The organism is Mycobacterium sp. UM_11, from assembly GCF_001414075.1.
Classification (GTDB): Bacteria; Actinomycetota; Actinomycetes; order Mycobacteriales; family Mycobacteriaceae; genus Mycobacterium.
The window spans coordinates 18,061-36,000 of the sequence record NZ_LATC01000048.1 but is presented as its reverse complement, the minus strand read 5'-3'; the positions used below and the strand labels follow the sequence as shown (position 1 = coordinate 36,000).

Below are 17,940 nucleotides of genomic sequence, written 5' to 3'. Positions count from 1 at the left end.
AGCGGGAAGAGGCCCAGCAGGATCAGGCAGGCGTTGTTGAACGGGGCCGGGGTGCCGGGCCGGTGCGGTGCGTTCTGAAACATGAAGTACATCAACGTGATCACCAGCACCGGCACGAACAGGATCATCGCGACGCTGCGGTGGTCGGCCGCCAGCTGGCGCAGGATCCGCGTCGTGGTCGCGGTGTAGCCCTTGAGCCCTAACCGGCTTGGCGCATGGTGTTGCGCCTGATGATGGACAGAAACGCGTCCTCCAGTGACGTGCATCCGGTGTCCTCTCGTAGTTGGGCCGGGGTGGTGTGCGCGAGCAGATGGCCGTCGCGCATCAGCAACAGGTCGCCGCAGTGGTCGGCCTCGTCCATGACGTGGCTGGACACCAGCAGCGTGGTTCCGCCGCGGGCCAGCTCGGTGAACTGCTCCCAGAGATCGGCGCGCAGCACCGGGTCCAGGCCAACGGTGGGTTCGTCGAGCACGAGCAGCTCGGGGCGGCAGACCAGCGCGCACGCCAGCGACACCCGGGTGCGCTGGCCGCCGGAAAGGTTGCCGCAGTAGGCGCTTCGGTGGTCGGCCAGCCCGACCCGCTCGATCGCGGCGTCGGCGGCGTGGCGGTCGAAACCGTACAGCGAGGCGAAGTAGCGGACGTTGTCGACGATCCGCAGGTCGTTGTAGATGGTGGGGTCCTGGGGCAGGTAGCCGACGCGGCGGTGCAGCGGCGCCGACCCGGCCGGGTGGCCGAGCACCGTGACGGTGCCCGAGGTCACGATCTGGGTGCCGACGATGCAGCGCATCAGGGTGGTCTTGCCGCAGCCCGACGGGCCGAGCAGGCCGGTGATGCTGCCGCGCCCGATCTGCACCGAGAAGTCGTGCAGTGCGGGCCGCTTACCGCGGATCACGCGCAGGTGATCGATGCGGACGGCCTGGTCGCCGATTAATTCATCACGTGATGAAGTCATCATGTGATGAATATCGTCCTCCGGGGAGGCGTTGTCAAGGGTTGGTGCGGTCGTCCAATCCGGGACGGCGCAGCGGCAGGTGCCCGTGCACGCCCTCGGCGTACGCGGTCTCGGCGTGCTGGGTGAGGTCGACGCCAGTGGTCTCGTCTTCGGCGCTGAGCCGGAAGCCCATCAGCCGGTCGATCACCTTGGCCAGCACGAACGAGACTGTGAACGCGTAGAGCCCGACGACGACGATCGCGAGCGACTGCTTGCCCAGCTGGCCCAGGCCGCCCCCGTAGAAAAGGCCCCGCGGCCCCGACGTCATGACCGCGGTGGCCAGCAGCCCGATCAGCGACACCCCCACCACGCCGCCCACGAAGTGCACGCCCACCACGTCGAGCGAATCGTCGTAGTTGAAGCGGAATTTCGCGCTGACCGCGAACGAGCACACGACGCCGGCCGCGAGCCCGACGACCGCCGCGCCGAGCGTGTTCACGGTTCCGCACGACGGCGTGATGGCGACCAGCCCGGCCACCACCCCGGACGCCGCGCCGAACGTGGTGGGCCGGCCGTCGCGGACCTGTTCGACCGACAGCCAGCCGAGCATGCCGAGGCAGCCGGCGACGAGCGTGTTGAGGAAGATGGCCGCCGCGGTCCCGTTGGCGGCCAGCGCGGAGCCGGCGTTGAACCCGAACCAGCCGAACCACAGCAGGCCGACGCCGAGCAACACCAGCGGCAGGTTGTGCGGGCGCATCGCGTCCTTCTTGAAGCCGATGCGCGGCCCGAGCACCAGCGCCAGGGCCAGGGCCGAGGACCCGGACACGATCTCGACGACCAGGCCGCCCGCGTAGTCGAGCACGCCGAGCTTGGCCAGCCAGCCGCCCGGCCCCCACACCCAATGCGCCACAACCGAATACACGACTACGGCCCACACCGGGACGAACACCATCCAGGCGGCGAACTTGGCGCGGTCGGCGATGGCGCCGCTCACCAGCGCGGCCGTGATGATCGCGAACGTCACCTCGAAGGTGGCGAACAGCAATTCGGGTACCGCGCCGTGGGTGGTGTCCGGGTTGATGCCCAGCATCCCGATGTGGCGAAGGTTGCCGACCAAGCCGCTCGCCCCGTCTTCGGAGAACGCGATGGTGTAGCCCACCAGCAGCCACGCCACCGTCACCAGCGGGATGGAGATGAAGCTCATCATGATCATGTTGAGCACCCCGGTGGTGCGCACCATGCCGCCGTAGAAGATGGCCAGGCCGGGGGTCATCAGCAGGACCAGCGCGGTGCTGGCCAGCAGCCACGCGGTGGCGGCGGGGTCGATCGAATGCATGGCTCGGCTCCTTCTCGGGGTCCTGGGGGTCCCCGCGACACCGGGATATTGCCATGGCGGCGGTGCCGGTAGGTTCGGTGGGTGGCCGCACGCGAGCTGCTCGTCGACCCCGTCGCGGCCGCGCATCGGCTGCTCGGCGCCACCCTCACCGGGCGCGGCGTCACCGCCGTCATCGTCGAAGTCGAGGCCTACGGCGGCGTTCCCGACGGCCCCTGGCCCGACGCCGCGGCCCACTCCTACCGCGGCATGTCCGGCCGCAACGCGGTGATGTTCGGCCCGCCCGGCCGGCTCTACACCTACCGCAGCCACGGGATCCACGTCTGCGCCAACGTCTCCTGCGGGCCCGACGGGACCGCCGCGGCCGTCTTGCTGCGGGCCGCCGCGCTGGAGGATGGCACCGACGTTGCCCGCGCCCGGCGCGGCGAGCTGGTCCGCGCGGCCGCGCTCGCGCGTGGCCCGGGCAACCTGTGCTCGGCGCTGGGAATCACCATGGAAGACAACGGCATTGACCTGTTCGACCCGGACGGTGCGGTAACGCTGGAACTGAACGAGCCGCTGACCGCCGTGTCCGGGCCACGCGTGGGCGTCAGCAAGGCCGCCGACCGGCCGTGGCGACTGTGGCTCCCGGGTCGCCCGGAGGTTTCGGCGTACCGGCGCAGCCCGCGGGCGCCGGCCCCGGGCACCAGCGATTAGTGGCGATCGCAAGCGCGGCGTTGGGGGCACCCCCGCGAAGCTGGGGGACCGGGCGAAGCGGGTCGCCACCAGTGATTAGGTCTAGGCGTCGGCCAGGGCGACGGCGCGATACGCGGGGTCCACGCGCCGCGCGAGGAACACGAACGTCAAGGCCATCAGGGGCGCGACGGCGCTGTATAGCGCGGCCGGCGTGGCCATTTCGACGCTGTTGAGCAACTGCGGGCTCAACGCCACGCCCATCGCCACCACGGCGTTGTGCATGCCGACCTCCAGGCTGACCGCCACGGCTTGCCGGGGAGCCAGGCGCATCAACCGCGGCGCCAGGTAGCCGACCGTCAGGCTGACGGCGCAGAAGGCCACGACGGCCCCGGTCAGCGCGCCGATGTTGTGCCACAGCGTCTTTCGTCCGCCGGCGACGGCGCCCAGCACGGCGACGACCAGCAGCGCGATGGCCAAGATCCGAACCGGCTTCTGCAGCCGCCGGGCCGCCTCGGGAAAGCGGTGCCGGAAGGCCACCCCGGTGGCGATCGGGACGAGCACCATGCCGAACACCGCGAAGAACTTGTCCAGTTGCAGGGGGAGAAACCGCCCCTCGCCGAGGAACCAGGTCATCGACACCGCCAGGATGGCGGGCAGCGCGACGATCGACAGCACGGCGTTGATCGCGGTCAGCGTGAGGTTCAGCGCCAGGTCGCCGTTGAACAGGTGGCTGAGGATGCTCGACATCGTCCCGCCGGGGGTCGCGGCCATCAGCATCAGCCCGACGGCCAGCGGGGGCGCGAGGCGGAAGGCCTCGGCGATCACCAGGCACAGGGCCGGGAGCAACAACGCCTGGCAGATCAGCGCCACCGCCAGGGGTTTGCGCAGCGTGGCGGCGCGCTTGAAGTCGTCGATCGTGAGCGTCAGCCCGAGGGCGAGCATCACCGCGATGACCACGATCGGCCAGTATCGGTTGTCCATCACGCTCCGCGTCGTCGGCGCGCCCACGTCGATGGCGCGACGGTGGTTAGCTTGCCTTATCGAGCCGCGCGGCGGCGAATCGTGGCCCCGGGAGCGACTAAAGTCGTGCGCGATGTCTTCCGGGATCCTTGACGAGCTGGGCTGGCGCGGCCTGATCGCGCAGTCCACCGACCTCGACGCGCTGGCCGCCGAGCGCGGGCCGCTGACCGTGTACGCGGGTTTCGATCCCACCGCGCCCAGCCTGCACGCGGGGCACCTGGTGCCGCTGCTGGCGCTGCGGCGGTTTCAGCGGGCCGGGCACCGCCCCATCGTGCTCGCCGGCGGGGCCACCGGCATGATCGGGGACCCGCGCGACGTCGGCGAGCGCACCCTGAACGAGGCGGACACCGTCGCGGACTGGACCGGGCGCATCCGCGGGCAGCTGGAGCGCTTCGTCGACTTCGACCAATCCCCGACGGGCGCGGTCGTCGTCAACAACCTGGACTGGACCCAAGGCCTCTCGGCCATCGAGTTCCTGCGCGACCTCGGCAAGCATTTCTCGGTCAACGTCATGCTGGATCGCGACACCATCCGGCGGCGGCTGGAGGGCGAGGGCATCTCCTACACGGAGTTCAGCTACATGCTGCTGCAGGCCAACGACTACGTGGAGCTGCACCGGCGGTACGGCTGCACGCTGCAGATCGGCGGCTCCGACCAGTGGGGCAACATCATCGCGGGCGTCCGGCTGGTCCGCCAGAAGCTGGGCGCGACGGTGCACGCGCTCACCGTTCCGCTGGTCACCGCGGCCGACGGCACCAAGTTCGGCAAGTCCACCGGCGGCGGCAGCCTGTGGCTGGACCCGGCGATGACCACCCCGTACGCGTGGTACCAGTACTTCTTCAACACCGCCGACGCCGACGTGATCCGGTACCTGCGGTGGTTCACCTTCCTGTCGGCCGACGAGCTGGCCGAGCTGGAGCAGGCCACCCGGGAGCGCCCGCAGCAGCGCGCCGCCCAGCGCCGGCTGGCCCGCGAACTGACCGTGCTCGTCCACGGCGAAGCGGCCACCGAGGCCGTCGAGCACGCCAGCCGGGCGCTGTTCGGTCAGGGCGAGCTGGACCGGCTGGACGAGGCGACGCTGGCGGCCGCGCTGCGCGAGGCCTCGGTGGCCGAGCTCAAACCCGGCGCCCCCGACGGGATCGTCGACCTGCTGGTGGCCAGCGGCCTGTCGGAGAGCAGGAAGGCCGCCCGCCGCACCATCGGCGAGGGCGGGGTGTCGGTCAACAACGCCCGGATCGACAGCGAGGAGTGGGCGCCGCAGCCCACGGATTTCCTGCACGGCCGGTGGCTAGTGCTGCGCCGCGGCAAGCGCACGGTCGCCGGGATCGAAAAGGTCAGCGAAAAGGTCTAGGAACGCACGCGCAAAACGCGTTGGTGCGCAAATCTTTACCGTTCCGTGTTGCGGCTGTGACCCGGATTGGCCAGGGTGGTCACGGTGATATCCCTGCGGCGCGTCCGGTGGGCCCTGCTGCGCGTCCTGGGGGTGGGCGCCTGCGTGGCGGGGCTGGCCGCGCCGCTGGCCGCGCCCGTGCGCGCCGACATGCGCGGGAACGCCTTCCTGATGGCCTTGTCCAACGCCGGGATCACCTATCCCCACCCCGCCAGCGCGCTGGCGCTGGGCCAGTCGGTGTGCCCCATGCTGGTCATGCCGGGCCAGTCCTTCGACACGGTGTCCGCCGAGATGGCCAGGCGCAGCGGCCTCGGTTACGACTCGGCCGGCCTGTTCACCATCGTCGCCATCGCGAACTTCTGCCCGGCGGTGATCGCGCCGCTGCTGCAGAACCGGCTCACGGCGTACTAGCCCGGCGGCCCCCGTATCCTCGGCTGCGTGGTCGACGACAGGCAGCGGCAGCGGGGTGAACGGCGCCCGCGTTCGTCCGGCGCCTGGTCGGGGCCGGGCCGCGCGCGACCGGCCCAGCCGCAGAAGCCCGACGCCCGCCGCGAGCCCGAGGGTCGCCGCGAGCCCGACGCCGGGCCGCCGATACCGCCCGGCGTGGAGGCCCGGCAGCTGGCGCCGGAGATCCGCGGCGAGCTGAGCACCCTGGACCGTGCCACCGCCGACGCGGTGGCGCGCCACCTGGTCGCCGCCGGCGAGTTGCTCGACGAGGACCCGGAGGCCGCGCTGAGCCACGCCCGCGCCGCCCGGGCCCGGTCCAGCCGGATCGCCGCGATCCGTGAGGCGGTCGGAATCGCCGCCTATCACTGCGGCGACTGGGCCCAGGCGCTGGCCGAGCTGCGCGCCGCCCGCAGGATGGGCAGCAAGTCCAACCTGCTCGCCCTCATCGCGGATTGCGAACGGGGACTTGGCCGCCCGGAACGCGCGATCGAACTCGCGCGCGGGCCCGAGGCGGCCCAGCTCGACGGTGACGACGCCGACGAGCTGCGCATCGTCGCGGCCGGCGCGCGCGCGGACCTCGGGCAGCTGGAGCAGGCGCTGACCGTCTTGTCCACGCCGCAATTGGACCCGGGCCGCCAGGGCCCGACGGCGGCGCGGTTGTTCTACGCCTACGCCGACACGCTGTTGGCCCTGGGCCGCAAAGACGAGGCGCTGCAATGGTTCCTGCGCTCGGCGGCGGCCGATGTCGACGGCGTCACCGACGCCGAAGACCGGGTCAGCGAGCTGGGCTGAGATGACAAGCGTTGCGCGCCAATACGATTGCCTGCTGCTCGATCTGGATGGCACCTTGTTTCGCGGTCGCCGGCCCACCGACGGCGCGGTGCAGGCCCTGGCCGAGGTGCGCAGCCGCGCGTTCTTCGTCACCAACAACGCGTCGCGCAGCGCCGCCGAGGTCGCCGCGCACCTGACCGACCTCGGCTTCACCGCCGCCGCCGACGACGTCGCCACCAGCGCGCAGAGCGCCGCGCGGCTGCTGGCCGATCGGCTGCCGGCCGGGTCGCCGGTGTTGATCGTGGGCACCGACGCGCTGGCCGACGAGGTCGCCGCCGTCGGGCTGCGCCCGGTGCGCCGCTACGACGACGAGCCGGTCGCCGTCGTGCAGGGCCTGTCGATGACCATCGGCTGGCCCGACCTGGCCGAGGCCGCGCTGGCCATTCGCTCCGGCGCGCTCTGGGTGGCGGCCAACATCGATCCGACCCTGCCGACCGAGCGGGGCCTGTTGCCCGGTAACGGTTCGATGGTCGCCGCGCTGCGGGCCGCGACCGGCGCCGAGCCCCAGGTCGCGGGCAAACCCGCGCCCGGCCTGCTCACGGACGCGGTGGCCCGGGGCGAATTCCGCGCGCCGCTGGTGGTCGGCGACCGGCTGGACACCGACATCGAGGGCGCCAACGCGGCCAAGCTGCCCAGCCTGATGGTCCTCACCGGGGTCAGCTCCGCGCGGGACGCGGTGTACGCCGAACCCGAGCGGCGGCCGACCTACATCGGCCACGACCTGCGCGCGCTGCACTCCGACGGCGACCAGCTCGCGGTCGGCCCCCAGCCGGCCTGGCGGGTCGACGTCGGCGACGGGGCGGTGACCGTCAGCGGCGCCGGGCCCGACGACGGCGACGGGCTGTCGATCGTCCGGGCGGTCGCCAGCGCCGTCTGGGGCGCGCGGTCCGACGGGCACCCGCTCGGCATCCACGCCGCCGACGACCGCGCCCGCGACGCGCTGCAGCGCTGGTCGTTGGTGCACAGCGACTGACGGGTGACTAGCGTAAGAGCGCAATGACTACCGATCCCGAACAGATTCGTGCCGAAATCGACGCCCTGCTGGCCCGGCTGCCCGAGCCCGGCGCGCCGGACGATCCCCACAACGCGCCGTCGCTGACGGAGCTCGAAGACATTGCGCGCCGCCTTTCCGAGGCGCACGACGTGCTGCTGGCCGCGCTGGAGTCGGCGGAGAAGGGCTGAGTGCCCGCATGTCCCGCCGCGCCCGCGTCGACGCCGAGCTGGTTCGGCGCGGCCTCGCGCGATCGCGCCAGCAGGCCGCCGAGTTGATCGGCGCCGGGCGGGTCAGCATCGACGGGCTGCCGGCCCGCAAGCCGGGCACGGCCGTCGCCGTCACCGCGGCCCTGACCGTCGCCGACGACGGCGAGCGGGGCTGGGTGTCACGCGGCGCGCACAAACTGATCGGCGCCCTGGACGCCTTCGGCATCCCGGTGGCGGGCCGGCGCTGCCTGGACGCCGGGGCTTCGACGGGCGGGTTCACCGAGGTGCTGCTGGACCGCGGCGCCGCCGAGGTGGTGGCGGTGGACGTCGGATACGGCCAGCTGGCGTGGTCGCTGCGCTGCGACCCGCGGGTCGTCGTCGTGGAGCGGACGAACGCGCGCGACCTGTCGGTGGAGGCGATCGGCGGCCCCGTTGACCTGATCGTGGCCGACCTGTCGTTCATTTCGCTGTCCACCGTGTTGCCCGCGCTGGCTGGATGTGCTTCGGCCACTGCGGATATCGTTCCCATGGTGAAGCCGCAGTTCGAGGTGGGCAGGGGCCAGGTGGGTGCCGGCGGGGTCGTGCACGACCCGGGCCTGCGCGCCGGCGCCGTGCTTGCGGTGGCGCGGCGCGCCGGCGAACTGGGCTGGCACACCGCGGGGGTCACCGCCAGCCCGCTGCCGGGCCCCTCGGGCAACGTCGAATACTTCTTGTGGTTGCGCACCGAAACGGGATTGGCGGATGACGAGTTGGCGGCTGCGGTTGAGCACGCCGTAGAACGGGGCCCGCAATGACCGAGCAGCGCACGGTGCTGATGGTGGTGCACACCGGCCGCGAGGAAGCCACCGACACCGCGGCCCGGGTGCAGAAGGTGCTGGGCGACAACGACATTGGGCTCCGGGTGCTGTCCGCCGAGGCGGTCGACCGGGGTTCGCTGCACGTGGCGCCCGACGACATCCGCGCGATGGGTGTCGAGATCGAGGTCGTCGACGCCGACCCGCAGGCCGCCGACGGGTGCGAACTGGTGCTGGTGCTCGGCGGGGACGGCACGTTCCTGCGCGCGGCCGAACTGGCCCGCAACGCCGGGATTCCCGTGCTCGGCGTCAACCTGGGCCGGATCGGTTTCCTGGCCGAGGCCGAGGCCGAGGCAATCGATCGGGTGCTCGAGCACATCGTCGCCCGGGACTACCGGGTGGAGAACCGCCTCACGCTGGACGTGCTGGTGCGCTCGGGCGGCCGGGAGATCGCGCACGGCTGGGCGCTCAACGAGGTCAGCCTGGAAAAGGGCCCGCGGCTGGGCGTGCTGGGCGTGGTCGTCGAGATCGACGGGCGGCCGGTGTCGGCGTTCGGCTGCGACGGCGTGCTGGTGTCGACGCCCACCGGCTCCACCGCCTACGCGTTCTCCGCGGGCGGCCCGGTGTTGTGGCCAGACCTGGAGGCAATCCTGGTGGTGCCCAACAACGCTCACGCGCTGTTCGGCCGGCCGATGGTCACCAGCCCCGACGCCGCCATCGCGATCGAGGTCGAGGCGGACGGCCACGACGCCCTGGTGTTCTGCGACGGCCGCCGCGAAATGCTGATCCCGGCGGGCAGCCGGATCGAGGTAAGCCGTTGTGACACACCGGTGAAATGGGCGCGGCTGGACAGCGCGCCGTTCACCGACCGGTTGGTGCGCAAGTTCCGGCTGCCGGTGACGGGTTGGCGCGGGAAGTAACGGCGGGTGCTCACCGAAATCCGCATCGAGTCGCTCGGTGCGATCAGCGCCGCGGTCGGGGAGTTCGACCGCGGCCTGACCGTGCTGACCGGGGAGACCGGCACCGGCAAGACCATGGTGGTGACCGGGCTGCACCTGCTCGGCGGGGCCCGCGCCGACGCCACCCGGGTGCGTTCGGGGGCGGACCGCGCCGTCGTCGAAGGGCGTTTCACCACAACCGATCTCGAGGATGCCGTGGTGGCGCAGCTGGACGGGATGCTCGACGCGTCGGGCGCGGAGCGCGACGAGGACGGCAGCGTGATCGCGCTGCGCTCGGTCAGCCGCGACGGACCGTCGCGGGCCTACCTCGGCGGTCGCAGCGTGCCGGCCAAGTCGCTGGGCGACTTCACCGCCGAGCTGCTCACCCTGCACGGGCAGAACGACCAGCTGCGCCTGATGCGGCCCGAGGAGCAGCGCGGAGCGCTGGACCGGTTCGCCAAGGCCGGCCCCGCGCTCGAGCGGTATCGCAAGCTGCGCGACGCCTGGCTGACCGCGCGGCACGACCTCATCGACCGGCGAAACCGGATGCGCGAACTCGCGCTGGAGTCCGACCGACTGACGTTCGCGCTCAACGAGATTGACGCCGTCGACCCGCAACCGGGCGAAGACGACGCGCTGGTCGCCGACATCGTCCGGCTCTCCGAGCTGGACACCCTGCGCGAGGCCGCGGTCACCGCGCACGCGGCGCTTTCCGGGGCCCCCGACGACGCCGACGCGGGGCACTCCGCCGCCGACGGCCTGGGGCGGGCGCGGGCGGCCCTGGAGTCGACCGACGACGCGAAGCTGCGGGCGCTGGCCGCCCAGGTCGGCGAGGCGCTCACGGTGGTGGCCGACGCGGCCGGCGAACTCAGCGCCTACCTGGACGAGCTGCCGGTCGACGCCAGCGCGCTGGAAGCCAAGCTGGCCCGGCAGGCCGAACTGCGCACACTGACCCGCAAGTACGCCGCGGACGTCGACGGGGTGCTGCGGTGGGCCCAGGAGTCGCGGCAGCGGCTGGCCCAGCTCGACGTCTCCGAGGAGGGCCTGACGGCGCTGGCGGCCCGCGTCGAGCAGCTGGCACGCGAATTGGCCGAAGCCGCAGGCGATCTCAGCGGCATCCGGCGCAAGGCCGCCAAGCGGCTCGCCAAGGAGGTCACCGCCGAGCTGTCCGGCCTGGCGATGGCCGACGCCCAGTTCAGCATCGAGGTGAGCAACGAGGTCGCCGCCGACAAGGACGATCCGGCCGCGCTCACGCTGGTGTCGGGCGAGTTGGCCCGGGCCGGGGCCGACGGCGTCGACCAGGTGGAGTTCGGTTTCGCGGCGCACCGCGGGATGGACCAGCTGCCGCTGGCGAAGAGCGCGTCCGGCGGCGAGCTGTCCCGGGTGATGCTGGCGCTGGAAGTGGTGCTGGCCGCCTCCGCGGCGGGCACCACGATGGTGTTCGACGAGGTGGACGCCGGCGTCGGCGGCCGCGCGGCGGTGCAGATCGGCCGGCGGCTGGCCCGGCTGGCGCGCACGCATCAGGTCATCGTGGTCACGCACCTGCCGCAGGTGGCGGCGTACGCCGACGTGCACCTGGTGGTGCACAGCGCCGGGCCGAAGGGCACCAGCGTGGTGCGGCGGGTCACCGGCGACGAGCGCGTCGCCGAACTGGCCCGGATGCTGGCCGGGCTGGGCGAGTCCGACAGCGGCCGCGCGCACGCCCGCGAACTGCTCGACGCCGCGCAGAAGGATGAGATTTAGAGGTCCCCGCACCGCGACGGGCGCATCGTGCACCCGCGCGCGACCAAGCCGTTAGACGCTTGTGACTAATGGGACTCTAGATAACTTCTGAGGCTGGTGTTACGGCGCGCCTCCACGCGTCATCGTGGCATCACGGACAGAATCGCCCCCATGAAGATGTCAGGCCTGCTTACCCGTAACACCACCCGGCCGGGCCTCGTCGGCACCGCCCGGGTGGACCGGAACATCGACCGATTGCTGCGCAGGGTGTGCCCCGGCGACATCGTGGTGCTCGACGTCCTCGACCTGGACCGCATCACGGCGGACGCGCTGGTGGAGGCCGATATCGCCGCGGTCGTCAACGCCTCGCCGTCGGTGTCGGGCCGCTACCCCAACATGGGCCCGGAGGTGCTGGTCAACAACGGGGTCACCCTGATCGACGAGACCGGACCCGACATCTTCAAGAAGGTCAAGGACGGCGCCAAGATCCGCCTGCACGAGGGCGGGGTCTACTCCGGGGACCGCCGGCTGGTGCGCGGCACCGAGCGCACCGACCACGACATCGCCGACCTCATGCGGGAGGCCAAGAGCGGCCTGTCCGCGCACCTGGAGGCGTTCGCCGGCAACACCATCGAGTTCATCAAGAGCGAGAGCCCGCTGTTGATCGACGGCATCGGTATCCCCGACATCGACGTCGACCTGCGCCGCCGGCACGTGGTGATCGTCGCCGACGAGCCCAGCGCCGAGGAGGACCTGAAGTCCCTCAAGCCGTTCATCAAGGAGTACCAGCCGGTGCTCTTCGGCGTGGGCAGCGGCGCGGATGTGTTGCGCAAGGCCGGTTATCGGCCCCAGGTGATCGTCGGCGACCCCGACCAGATCAGCACCGACGCCCTCAAGTGCGGCGCCCAGGTCGTCCTGCCCGCCGACGCCGACGGCCACGCCCCCGGCCTGGAGCGCATCCAGGATCTCGGCGTCGGGGCGATGACCTTCCCGGCCGCGGGGTCGGCGATCGACCTGGCCCTGCTGCTGGCCGATCATCACGGCGCCGCGCTGCTGGTGACGGCGGGCCACACCGCCAACATCGAGACGTTCTTCGACCGCACCCGCGCGCACAGCAACCCCTCGACCTTCCTCACCCGGCTTCGGGTGGGGGAGAAGGTGGTGGACGCCAAGGCCGTGGCCACGCTGTACCGCAACCACATCTCGGCGGGCGCCATCGCGCTGCTGGCGCTGACGATGCTGATCGCCGTCATCGTGGCCCTGTGGGTGTCGCGCACCGACGGCGTGGTGCTGCACTGGGTCACCGATTACTGGAACCACTTTTCCCTCTGGGTCCAGCACCTGGTGAGCTAGGCCCGCGATGATCTCGCTACGCCAACACGCGCTGTCGCTGGCCGCCGTCTTCCTGGCGCTCGCGGTCGGAGTGGTGCTCGGTTCCGGGTTCCTGTCCGACACCCTGCTGTCCAGCCTGCGCGACGAGAAGCGGGATCTGCACACCCAGATCAACGGGCTCAACGACCAGAAGAACGTGCTGAATGAAAAGCTCAGCGCGGCAAACAACTTCGACACCCAGCTGGGCGGCCGGATGGTGCGCGACGCGCTCGGCGGCAAGTCGATCGTGGTGTTCCGGACGCCGGACGCCAAAGACGACGACGTCGCCGCGGTGGCGAAGATCATCGGACAGGCCGGCGGCGCGGTGACCGGAACCGTGGCGCTCACGCAGGAATTCGTCGAGGCCAACTCCGCGGAGAAACTGCAGACCGTGGTCAACTCGTCGATCCTGCCGGCCGGCCAGCAGCTGAGCACCAAGCTCGTCGACCAGGGCTCGCAGGCCGGCGACCTGATGGGCATCGCCCTGCTGATCAACGCCAATCCCGCGGTCCCGCCGGTCCCAGAAATTTCGGAGACCCAGCGGGCCACCGTGCTGGCGGCGCTGCGCGACACCGGCTTCGTCACCTACCAGCCGAACGACCACATGGGCGCGGCGAACGCCGCGCTGGTGATCACCGGCGGCGCGCTGCCCCAGGACGCCGGCAACCAGGGCGCCAGCGTCGCCCGGTTCGCCGCCGCGCTGGCGCCGCACGGCTCGGGCACGCTGCTGGCCGGGCGGGACGGTTCGTCGACCGGGGGCGCGGCCGTGGCCGTGACCCGCGCCGACGCCGGAATGAACTCCGCGATCAGCACCGTCGACGACGTCGACACCGCGCCCGGCCGGATCACCGCCGTGCTCGGCCTGCACGACCTGATCAGCGGCGGTCACCCCGGTCAGTACGGCACCGGTCACGGCGCGACCTCCATCACGGTGCCCCAGTAGCGGGCGTGTTCGCCGCGACACTTCGGTCGCGGATGTTAGGGTGGATTTCCGTGGGTCGGCAGGCCCAACTAGTTATTCGCTAGCAAAATTTTGACGCCCTGCCCGTCTTCACGGAGGTCGCCTGTGCGAAAGCATTCGCAATCCGCAACCAAGCACCTCTTCGTCAGCGGGGGCGTCGCTTCCTCGTTGGGCAAGGGCCTCACCGCCAGCAGCCTCGGTCAGCTGCTGACGGCCCGCGGGTTGCATGTGACGATGCAAAAGCTCGACCCGTACCTCAACGTCGACCCCGGCACGATGAACCCGTTCCAGCATGGCGAGGTGTTCGTCACCGAGGACGGCGCCGAGACCGACCTCGACGTCGGGCACTACGAGCGGTTCCTCGATCGCGACCTGTCCGGTTCGGCGAATGTCACGACGGGACAGGTGTATTCGACCGTCATCGCCAAGGAACGGCGCGGCGAATACCTCGGCGACACCGTGCAGGTGATCCCGCACATCACCGACGAGATCAAAAGCCGGATCGTGGCGATGGCCCAGCCGGACGCCGAGGGCAACCGGCCGGACGTGGTCATCACCGAAATCGGCGGCACGGTAGGCGATATCGAGTCGCAGCCGTTCCTGGAGGCGGCCCGCCAGGTCCGCCACGACCTGGGCCGGGAGAACGTGTTCTTCCTGCACGTCTCGCTGGTGCCCTACCTGGCGCCGTCGGGCGAACTCAAGACCAAGCCCACCCAGCACTCGGTGGCCGCGCTGCGCAGCATCGGTATCACCCCGGACGCGCTGATCCTGCGCTGCGACCGGGACGTCCCCGAAGCGCTGAAGAACAAGATCGCGCTGATGTGTGACGTCGACATCGACGGCGTCATCTCCACCCCGGACGCGCCGTCGATCTATGACATCCCCAAGCGCCTGCACCGCGAGGAACTCGACGCCTACGTGGTGCGCCGGCTCAACCTGCCGTTCCGCGACGTCGACTGGACCGAGTGGGACGACCTGCTGCGCCGGGTGCACGAGCCGCACGAGACCGTCCGAATCGCCTTGGTGGGCAAGTACATCGAGCTTTCCGACGCCTACCTCTCGGTGACCGAGGCGCTGCGCGCCGGCGGCTTCAAGCACCACGCCAAGGTGGAGATGCAGTGGGTGCCCTCCGACGACTGCGAGACCACCGCGGGCGCGGCGGCGGCGCTGGGCGACGTGCACGGCGTGCTCATCCCCGGCGGCTTCGGCATCCGCGGGATCGAGGGCAAGATCGGCGCCATCCGCTACGCGCGGGCCCGGGGCCTGCCGGTGCTGGGCCTGTGCCTCGGGTTGCAATGCATCGTGATCGAGGCCGCCCGCTCCGCCGGGCTGACCGAGGCCAACTCGGCCGAATTCGACCCGGCCACACCGGATCCCGTCATCTCCACGATGGCCGACCAGGTCGACGCCGTGGCCGGCCAGGCCGATCTGGGCGGCACCATGCGGCTGGGCGCCTATCCCGCCGTGCTGCAACCGGATTCGATCGTGGCCCAGGCCTACGGCAGCACGCAGGTGTCCGAGCGGCACCGGCACCGCTACGAGGTCAACAACGCCTACCGCGACAAGATCGCCGAGAGCGGCCTGCGGTTCTCCGGGACCTCGCCCGACGGGCACCTGGTCGAGTTCGTCGAATACCCGCCCGAGGTGCACCCGTTCATCGTCGGGACCCAGGCCCACCCGGAGCTGAAGAGCCGGCCCACCCGGCCGCACCCGCTGTTCGTCGCGTTCGTCGGGGCCGCCCTCGACTACCAGTCCGGCGAGCTGCTTCCGGTGGAGATCCCCGAGCAATCGCCCAACGGCAACCAGCAGCGGGACAGCGTCGGCCAGTCGCTACCTGAGCCCGCGACCCGTGGCTGAGCACAACTTCGAGACGGCGTCATCCGAAACGCTGTACACGGGAAAGATTTTCGCGCTGCGCCGCGACGAGGTGCGGATGCCGGGCGGCAGCACCACGATCCGAGAGGTCGTCGAGCACTTCGGCGCGGTGGCCGTGGTCGCCATGGACGACGACGGCAACATCGCCATGGTCTATCAGTACCGCCACGCGTTCGGGCGGCGGCTGTGGGAGCTGCCCGCCGGGCTGCTCGACGTCGGCGGCGAGGAGCCCCACCTGACCGCGGCGCGGGAGCTGCACGAGGAAGCGGGATTGCGGGCCGACACCTGGCGGGTGCTCGTCGACCTCGATTCCACTCCCGGCTTCAGCGACGAATCGGTGCGCGTCTACCTGGCCACCGGGCTGACCGAGTCGGACCGGCCCGAGGCGCACGACGAAGAGGCCGACCTGACGCTGCGGTGGTATCCGCTCGATGAGGCCACCGCGATGGTGCTTGGCGGCGAGATCGTCAATGCCATTGCGGTCGCGGGCATTCTGGCCGCCCGGGTGATCACCACGGGGCTCACACCGGCCCGGCCGGTGGACAGCCCGTGGCGCGACAAGCCTTCCGCCTTCGCCGCACGCAAGGCCGCGCGATGACAACGGTAGCCCTGGACAGCCAGCTGCAGGGCTATCTCGACCACCTCACGATCGAGCGGGGCGTAGCCGCGAACACCCTCAGTTCCTATCGCCGCGATTTGCGCCGCTACACAAAGCACTTGTCGGACCGAGGGATTCACGACCTGGCCAAGGTCGGCGAGGACGACGTGAGCGAGTTCCTGGTGGCGTTGCGCCGCGGCGACCCCGACTCGGGGACCGCCGCGCTGTCCGCGGTGTCGGCGGCGCGGGCGCTGATCGCGGTGCGCGGCCTGCACCGGTTCGCCGCCGCCGAGGGTCTCGCCGAGCTGGACGTGGCGCGCGCCGTCCGCCCCCCGACCCCCGGCCGCCGGCTGCCCAAGAGCCTGACCATCGACCAGGTGCTGGCGCTGCTGGAGGCCGCCGGCGGCGACAGCGCGTCCGACAGCCCGCTCACGCTGCGCAACCGGGCGCTGCTGGAACTGCTGTACTCGACCGGGGCGCGCATCTCCGAGGCCGTCGGCCTCGACGTCGACGACATCGACACCAAGGCCCGCTCGGTGTTGTTGCGCGGCAAGGGCGGAAAGCAACGGCTGGTCCCGATCGGCCGGCCGGCCGTGCAAGCGCTGGACGCCTACCTGGTGCGCGGCCGCCCTGAGCTGGCCCGCCGCGGCCGCGGGGCGCCGGCGATCTTCCTCAACGTGCGCGGCGGGCGACTGTCGCGGCAAAGCGCGTGGCAGGTGCTGCAGGACGCCGCCGAGCGCGCCGGCATCACGTCGGGCGTCTCGCCGCACATGCTGCGGCACTCGTTCGCGACCCACCTGCTCGAGGGCGGCGCCGACGTCCGGGTGGTCCAGGAGTTGTTGGGGCACGCCTCGGTGACGACGACGCAGATCTACACGATGGTCACCGTGCACGCGCTGCGCGAGGTGTGGGCCGAAGCCCATCCGCGCGCGCAGTAATCGCCGGGCCTAGCCCAGGTACTCGGACTCCAGCACCAGGTCCGACACCATCGACTGGTATTCCAGGTGCGCCTTGTGCTCGAGGGTGTTCCACTGCTTGCCCTGCTGCCGGCGCATGTACTCGCGGTACTTCGGCGCGCCCGGCACCCGGACGTTGTCGGCGACGACGATGGCGCCCGGGCTCAGCCAGCCGCGCGCCATGATGCTCTGCAGATCCTTCAGGTAGGCGTCCTTGTCGTGATCGAGGAAGACGAACTCGAGGGCGCCCTCGGTGAACCCGTGCTCGGTGGCCAGCGCGTCCAGGGTGCGCCCGCCGTCGCCGATGGTGCCCACGACGCACGTCACCCGGTCGGCGACCCCGGCGTGGGCCCAAATCCGCCGGGCGTTGGCGGCGTTGGCTTCGGCGAGCTCGACGGAAAACACCTTGGCGTCCGGGGCGGCCCGGGCGATTCGCAGCGCGCCGTACCCGACGTAGGTGCCCAGCTCCAGCGCCAGCGCCGGGTTGGCCCGGCGCACCGCGGCGTCGAGCAGTTGGCCCTTCTCGTCGCCGACGTTGATCAGCATCGATTTCTCGTAGGCGAACTTGTCGATGGTGGCCAGCACGTCGTCGATGTCGCCCGCCCTGGCGTTGCCCAGCACGTAATCCACCGCCGCGGCTTCCCGCCCGTCACCGATCTGCCCCGTCGTCGTGATGTTGCGCGCCCCCGTCGCCATCCGCCAGACCGACCATCGCAGCAGGGGAATGCGTCGCTTGAGATCCATAGGCTCACGATAGGCCCAGATCCATGGTGCTGGTGAGGCTGGTGTGACGGGGCGTGTAAATGTTTCTCTGACAAGGACTTTCCGCTCATATTGGCTGGTAACTTGCCTGCGGGTCGCCCGGGTTCTGCGCGCGAACCCGTTAGACTTTCGGTCG

At 71.2% G+C, this 17,940-nt stretch carries 18 protein-coding genes and 1 pseudogene; 14 read left to right on the top strand and 5 right to left on the bottom strand.

The genetic code is table 11. The features are described from left to right. From WU80_RS26395 to WU80_RS13885, 3 genes and pseudogenes are all read right to left on the bottom strand, one after another. Positions 1–266, bottom strand: a pseudogene (locus WU80_RS26395) (ABC transporter permease); the annotation flags it as partial. Continuing rightward, positions 200–955 carry an ABC transporter ATP-binding protein gene (locus WU80_RS13890; protein WP_055404402.1) on the bottom strand — a complete coding sequence of 252 codons (756 nt, stop codon included), beginning with the start codon at positions 953–955 and terminating at the stop codon, positions 200–202. The gene WU80_RS13890 and the pseudogene WU80_RS26395, both read right to left, overlap by 67 nt. 31 nt (positions 956–986) lie before the next feature. Continuing rightward, entirely contained in the window at positions 987–2,267 is a 1,281-nt protein-coding gene (locus tag WU80_RS13885; protein WP_055404404.1) for an ammonium transporter, read from the bottom strand. A gap of 81 nt (positions 2,268–2,348) precedes the next feature. Here WU80_RS13885 and WU80_RS13880 point away from each other — a divergent pair, with 81 nt between their 5' ends. Then, positions 2,349–2,960 (top strand): DNA-3-methyladenine glycosylase, encoded by a 612-nt coding sequence (locus WU80_RS13880; RefSeq protein WP_055404405.1) that lies wholly within the window; start codon positions 2,349–2,351, stop codon positions 2,958–2,960. Positions 2,961–3,041: 81 nt separating this feature from the next. Here the strand turns inward: WU80_RS13880 and WU80_RS13875 are convergent, their stop codons facing one another. Further along, positions 3,042–3,920, bottom strand: coding sequence for a bile acid:sodium symporter family protein (locus tag WU80_RS13875; RefSeq protein ID WP_055404407.1), 879 nt, complete (start codon positions 3,918–3,920; stop codon positions 3,042–3,044). 112 nt (positions 3,921–4,032) lie between these two features. Here WU80_RS13875 and tyrS point away from each other — a divergent pair, with 112 nt between their 5' ends. The 13 genes from tyrS to xerD all read left to right on the top strand — a co-directional run bounded on the left by tyrS (position 4,033) and on the right by xerD (position 17,024). Continuing rightward, on the top strand, positions 4,033–5,310 hold the full coding sequence (gene tyrS / locus WU80_RS13870; protein ID WP_055404409.1) for a tyrosine--tRNA ligase: 1,278 nt from the start codon (positions 4,033–4,035) through the stop codon (positions 5,308–5,310). A gap of 75 nt (positions 5,311–5,385) precedes the next feature. Beyond that, positions 5,386–5,760 carry a DUF732 domain-containing protein gene (locus WU80_RS13865; protein WP_055404410.1) on the top strand — a complete coding sequence of 125 codons (375 nt, stop codon included), beginning with the start codon at positions 5,386–5,388 and terminating at the stop codon, positions 5,758–5,760. A 27-nt stretch (positions 5,761–5,787) separates the two neighbouring features. Further along, positions 5,788–6,588, top strand: a complete 801-nt coding sequence (locus tag WU80_RS13860; RefSeq protein WP_082459928.1) for a tetratricopeptide repeat protein — start codon at positions 5,788–5,790, stop codon at positions 6,586–6,588. Position 6,589: 1 nt separating this feature from the next. Continuing rightward, positions 6,590–7,600 (top strand): HAD-IIA family hydrolase, encoded by a 1,011-nt coding sequence (locus WU80_RS13855; protein ID WP_055404412.1) that lies wholly within the window; start codon positions 6,590–6,592, stop codon positions 7,598–7,600. Between the two features lie 23 nt (positions 7,601–7,623). Beyond that, a complete protein-coding gene (locus tag WU80_RS13850) occupies positions 7,624–7,809 on the top strand; it encodes a hypothetical protein (protein ID WP_055404414.1) in 186 nt (61 codons plus the stop codon). 8 nt (positions 7,810–7,817) lie between these two features. Beyond that, the gene (locus WU80_RS13845) at positions 7,818–8,621 is read left to right on the top strand and encodes a TlyA family RNA methyltransferase (RefSeq protein WP_055404416.1); all 804 of its coding nucleotides are present in this window, start codon (positions 7,818–7,820) and stop codon (positions 8,619–8,621) included. Beyond that, positions 8,618–9,541: an NAD kinase gene (locus tag WU80_RS13840; protein ID WP_055404418.1), complete on the top strand. Its 924-nt coding sequence runs from the start codon at positions 8,618–8,620 to the stop codon at positions 9,539–9,541. Before WU80_RS13845 ends, WU80_RS13840 begins: the two co-directional genes overlap by 4 nt. A gap of 6 nt (positions 9,542–9,547) precedes the next feature. Further along, the gene (recN, locus tag WU80_RS13835; protein WP_055404419.1) at positions 9,548–11,302 is read left to right on the top strand and encodes a DNA repair protein RecN; all 1,755 of its coding nucleotides are present in this window, start codon (positions 9,548–9,550) and stop codon (positions 11,300–11,302) included. Positions 11,303–11,452: 150 nt separating this feature from the next. Beyond that, positions 11,453–12,634 (top strand): putative cytokinetic ring protein SteA, encoded by a 1,182-nt coding sequence (gene steA / locus WU80_RS13830; RefSeq protein ID WP_055404421.1) that lies wholly within the window; start codon positions 11,453–11,455, stop codon positions 12,632–12,634. Between the two features lie 7 nt (positions 12,635–12,641). Then, positions 12,642–13,595, top strand: coding sequence for a copper transporter (locus WU80_RS13825; protein WP_055404423.1), 954 nt, complete (start codon positions 12,642–12,644; stop codon positions 13,593–13,595). A gap of 123 nt (positions 13,596–13,718) precedes the next feature. Then, entirely contained in the window at positions 13,719–15,470 is a 1,752-nt protein-coding gene (locus WU80_RS13820; RefSeq protein WP_055404425.1) for a CTP synthase, read from the top strand. Further along, a complete protein-coding gene (locus tag WU80_RS13815) occupies positions 15,463–16,086 on the top strand; it encodes an NUDIX hydrolase (protein WP_055404427.1) in 624 nt (207 codons plus the stop codon). The genes WU80_RS13820 and WU80_RS13815 overlap by 8 nt, the downstream gene beginning before the upstream one ends. Further along, positions 16,083–17,024 carry a site-specific tyrosine recombinase XerD gene (xerD, locus tag WU80_RS13810; protein ID WP_055404429.1) on the top strand — a complete coding sequence of 314 codons (942 nt, stop codon included), beginning with the start codon at positions 16,083–16,085 and terminating at the stop codon, positions 17,022–17,024. Before WU80_RS13815 ends, xerD begins: the two co-directional genes overlap by 4 nt. Positions 17,025–17,033: 9 nt before the next feature. Here the strand turns inward: xerD and WU80_RS13805 are convergent, their stop codons facing one another. After that, on the bottom strand, positions 17,034–17,786 hold the full coding sequence (locus tag WU80_RS13805) for an O-methyltransferase (protein WP_055404431.1): 753 nt from the start codon (positions 17,784–17,786) through the stop codon (positions 17,034–17,036). Between the last annotated feature and the right edge of the window lie 154 nt (positions 17,787–17,940).

Coding starts and splice junctions, on each gene's coding strand:
- WU80_RS13875 (WP_055404407.1), bottom strand. CDS start 3,920: ATGGACAACCGATACTGGCCGATCGTGGTCATCGCGGTGATGCTCGCC.
- tyrS (WP_055404409.1), top strand. CDS start 4,033: ATGTCTTCCGGGATCCTTGACGAGCTGGGCTGGCGCGGCCTGATCGCG.
- WU80_RS13850 (WP_055404414.1), top strand. CDS start 7,624: ATGACTACCGATCCCGAACAGATTCGTGCCGAAATCGACGCCCTGCTG.
- WU80_RS13840 (WP_055404418.1), top strand. CDS start 8,618: ATGACCGAGCAGCGCACGGTGCTGATGGTGGTGCACACCGGCCGCGAG.
- xerD (WP_055404429.1), top strand. CDS start 16,083: ATGACAACGGTAGCCCTGGACAGCCAGCTGCAGGGCTATCTCGACCAC.
- WU80_RS13845 (WP_055404416.1), top strand. CDS start 7,818: ATGTCCCGCCGCGCCCGCGTCGACGCCGAGCTGGTTCGGCGCGGCCTC.
- WU80_RS13805 (WP_055404431.1), bottom strand. CDS start 17,786: ATGGATCTCAAGCGACGCATTCCCCTGCTGCGATGGTCGGTCTGGCGG.
- WU80_RS13855 (WP_055404412.1), top strand. CDS start 6,590: ATGACAAGCGTTGCGCGCCAATACGATTGCCTGCTGCTCGATCTGGAT.
- WU80_RS13825 (WP_055404423.1), top strand. CDS start 12,642: ATGATCTCGCTACGCCAACACGCGCTGTCGCTGGCCGCCGTCTTCCTG.
- WU80_RS13885 (WP_055404404.1), bottom strand. CDS start 2,267: ATGCATTCGATCGACCCCGCCGCCACCGCGTGGCTGCTGGCCAGCACC.
- WU80_RS13890 (WP_055404402.1), bottom strand. CDS start 955: ATGATGACTTCATCACGTGATGAATTAATCGGCGACCAGGCCGTCCGC.
- steA (WP_055404421.1), top strand. CDS start 11,453: ATGAAGATGTCAGGCCTGCTTACCCGTAACACCACCCGGCCGGGCCTC.